Annotated in this window: 4 protein-coding genes; all 4 read right to left on the bottom strand. The window is 72.1% G+C overall.

Annotated elements, in window-relative coordinates; all coding sequences use genetic code 11:
* On the bottom strand, positions 1–1,002 hold a 1,002-nt coding region (locus GXP76_RS34520; protein WP_242575564.1), incomplete at its 3' end, for a diiron oxygenase.
* Positions 1,003–1,142: 140 nt separating this feature from the next.
* Positions 1,143–1,622: a DUF3291 domain-containing protein gene (locus tag GXP76_RS34515; RefSeq protein ID WP_242575563.1), complete on the bottom strand. Its 480-nt coding sequence runs from the start codon at positions 1,620–1,622 to the stop codon at positions 1,143–1,145.
* Positions 1,619–2,728 (bottom strand): amidase, encoded by a 1,110-nt coding sequence (locus GXP76_RS34510; protein WP_242575562.1) that lies wholly within the window; start codon positions 2,726–2,728, stop codon positions 1,619–1,621. The genes GXP76_RS34515 and GXP76_RS34510 overlap by 4 nt, the downstream gene beginning before the upstream one ends.
* Before the next feature lie 13 nt (positions 2,729–2,741).
* Positions 2,742–3,748 (bottom strand): penicillin-binding transpeptidase domain-containing protein (locus tag GXP76_RS34505; protein ID WP_242575561.1); only part of this gene is annotated, 1,007 nt, incomplete at its 5' end.

Raw genomic sequence — 3,748 nt, 5'->3', positions numbered from 1 at the left:
CAGCCGCCGCCCCGTACCCCGCATGACCCCGATGTCGTCCAGGAAGTCGGTCAGGCGTTTCGCGCCCGACTGCATCACCTCGCGGCGGTGGGGGCTCGTGCGGACCTGGGCCACGGCTTCGCGGCGGTCCAGGCCGACGTTGTCGTAGACCTGGGGGTTGACGAAGCAGACCGAGAAGACGCGGGCCGCCTGGCCGGCCGTGAGGCGGGTCAGTTCCTGCTCCCAGCGGGGGGACGTGACCATCTGGCGGCGCAGTTCCTCGCGGGCGTAGCGGACGTGGCGGGCCTCCTCCACCACATGGATGCGGGTCACGCCGCGCACCAGCGTCTGGACGCGCTCGTCCGGGAACGTCAGGCGCTGCATCCAGTCCAGGATCTCCTCGCCCAGGAGGGTCGCGGCGAACGAACCGGGGGTGGTGGAGACGGTCTTCAGCACGCGCGCGACGTTGTGGTAGACGCGGGGGACGGGGTACGCGGGGGCGCCGCCCTTCTGGATCATCTTCGCGAACATCATCGAGTGGCGGCACTCGTCCGCTATCTCGGTGAGCGCGTAGCGCACGTGGTTGCTGGTCACGGACTTGTCGTAGATGTGCCTGACCAGCAGCTGCATCAGGATGATCTCGAACCAGATGCCGAGCGAGGCGAGTGACGCGGCCTCGTGGCGGGCGAGGTCCATCCGCTGCTCCTCCGACATCTTCCGCCACAGGGGCGTGTCGTAGAGGGAGACGAGCTCCGGCGGCCAGAACCACTTGCCGTCCTGTGCCGGGGCCTCCCAGTCGAGGTCCTTGTCCGGGTCGAAGGAGTGCTTGGCGGAGGCTTCGAGGAGGCGCAGCGCGACCTGTTCGCGGTCCCGGAGCGGGCCGAGCGCGTCGCGCAGGAGCTGGACCTCACGCGCGCCGTCGTCGTCGCGGAGCCCGGCACGGAGCGCGTCGCCCCCGCTCCCGCCCCCGCCGTCGTCGCGTGTGGGCGTGGCTGTCACATCGCGTTCGTGCGCTGCTGTCATGGCTGAGAGCACCTCATGACTGGGTTACCGGGGGTACGGTCTCGACCCTCTTATGAGACTTCCTGTCAGCAGCTCTCGTCAATCCCCTCCGCGCCACTTGTCGACTCACTGTCCAACAAGGCGTGTTGGCCGCTCCCGCGCTACTCGCCCGGCCCGAAGGTCTTCCGCAGCGTGAACGCGTGCGGCGTCGGGCCGTGTTCACGCAGACCCAGCAGCCGCAGCTCCGCGTCGCGCGCCGTCGGGCGGACGCCCGCCGCCACCCACCACAGCGCCGTCATCGACTCCTCCACCCGCTCGAACCACTCGAAGCGCCGGGCGAGCAACTCGCGGTGCCGCCCCCGGTACATGAAGGCCGTCAGCGCCTCCACATCGCGCCACACCGTCAGATTCATGATCAGCCACTCGTCGCCGAAGACCGGCACGTCGGTCGCGTTGCCCGTGTCGCTCTGCAGTCTCCACACGAAGCCGTCGGACGCGTCGGCGACCGCGTTCACGGGATCGAGCGCGTCCACGAAGTCCTTCAACTCGACCGAGTCCAAGGGGTGTTTCAGGCGCGCGATGTTCACCTGCGCGAGTTCGTGCGCGGGTCGGCCGGCCGGGGCGGGGGAAGATGTCGTCATGGGCGCACGATAGGCAGGGCCTCCTCGGCGGCACCCGCGATTTCGAGGAGCGAGACGTCCGACCCGCGTTCCGCCACCAGTTGGAGCCCCACCGGGCAGCCGTCCGGTGTGAAACCCGCGGGCAGACTCGCCGCCGGATGGCCGCTCAGGTTGAACGCCCAGGTCAGTGCCGTCGAGTAGACGTCGGGGCCCGGTCCCTCGTGGCCGTGCGGGCGGTTCGGCGTCACCGGGCTCAGCAGCAGCGGCGTCCGCGCGAAGTACGCGTCGAGCCGCCGGTCGTTCTCCTCCCGCACATCCGCGCCCGCGGCCCCTCCCGGGCCCGCCGTCCGGGGCGGTGAGCCGCCGCGCACCGCCAGCCACGTGTCGCGCGGGTCGAGCAGCGACAGGGACGATCCGGGCGCCCCGTCGAGCCGTACGACCCCGGCCGCCACCAGGCGGTCCACCGCCGCCCGTACCACCGCCTCCACCGCGGGATCCGTCCGCGCGAAGCCGAGATCCGGCGAGTACGTGGCACGCACCGGTGTCCGCGCGCGGTCCACCTCCTCGTACCCGGCCGGCACCCACCGCAGATACAGCCGCGCGAGACTCACGCGCCGTGCCAGCACCCCCGCCGTCGCCAGCCCCGTGCGGTCCGGCGACGGCAGCAGCCCCCTTGTCGTCCTCAGGCCGAACACCCCGCACCACGCCGCCGGAATCCGCACCGACCCCGCCCCGTCGCTCCCCGTCGCCAGCGGCACCATGCCCGCGGCGACCGCGACCGCCGAACCCGCCGACGAACCACCGGGCGTGCGGTCGGCGCGGTAGGGATTGACCGTACGGCCGTGGGCGCCCCGGCCCCAGGTCTGCCAGTACGTCCCCGCGTCCGGCACCGCCGTCGAGCCGACCGGCACCGCCCCCCCCGCGACAAGCCGCCGCGCCGCGTACGAGCGGATCCCCGACGGGCCCTTCACCGCGAACGGCAGCCCCGCCAGCGGCAGTCGGCGATCCACCGCACGGGCCCGCGCCGACGCTTCCGCGTGCCACACCTCGACGAACGCGCACAGCTCCCGATCGAGCCGGCCGATCCGCTCCAGCGCCTCGCCCACCGACCACCAGTCGTCGCTCATCACAAGACACCCCCTAGTCTCGCAGCGCCGCCTCCATCACCGCCCGTGCGATCGGCGCGGCGTCACCGCCCCCGCTGATCTCACCGCGCACCGCCTCCGCGTCCTCCACCACCACGGCCACCGCCACCGCCGGCCTACCCGTGTCCTCCGCCTGCGCCCAGGCGATGAACCAGGCATACGGCGTACCGGAGTTGCCCACGCCGTGCTGCGCCGTCCCCGTCTTCCCGCCCACGATCGCGCCGTCGATCGCGGCGCTCCCCCCGGTGCCGGTGTCCACGGCCTCCACCATCAACTGCCGCAGCCGGTAGGCCGTCGACGGGCTCATCGCCCGGTGGTAGGTGTGCACGCCGGTACGGGAGACGACATCACCGTCCGCCGCGAGGGTGCGGTCCACCAGATACGGGCGCTTGAGATCCCCGCCGTTGGCGACGGCCGCCGCCACCATCGCCATCTGGAGGGGTGTCGCCGTCGTGTCGAACTGTCCGATCGAGGAGAGCGCCAGCTGGTCGTCGCTCATCTCCCGGTCGAAGTTGGACACGGCGACACCCGACGGGACCCTCAACTGCCGGTCGTTGAAGCCGAATCTGCCCGCCGCCTCCACCATCCCGTCGAGCCCGACCGCCACCCCCAGCCCGGCCATCACCGAATTGCAGGACCATTTGATGGCGTACGCGAGCGATTCCTTGTCGCAGCCGCGCGCGTCGTTCGGGAGCGTGGTGCGCGTGCCCGGCAGGACGTACGGCTCCGGGACGCCCGTCGGCTCGTCGACGTCCTCGACCACCCCGGCGTCCAGCGCGGCGGCGGCCGTCACGATCTTGAAGGCCGAACCGGGCGGATACGTCTGCCGGATGGCCCGGTTGAGCATCGGCTGGTCCTCCGCGTCGTTGAACCGCCGCCACGCGTCGGCCACCGCCCTGCCCGTCCCCGACAGCTTCCCGGGGTCGTACGAAGGGCTGCTGACCAGCGCGAGGATCCTGCCCGACGTCGGATCGATCGCGGCGACCGCGCCGCGCCTGCCGT

This window comes from Streptomyces sp. NP-1717, assembly GCF_022695985.1.
Classification (GTDB): Bacteria; Actinomycetota; Actinomycetes; order Streptomycetales; family Streptomycetaceae; genus Streptomyces.
This window is presented reverse-complemented; position numbering and strand designations above follow the sequence as displayed.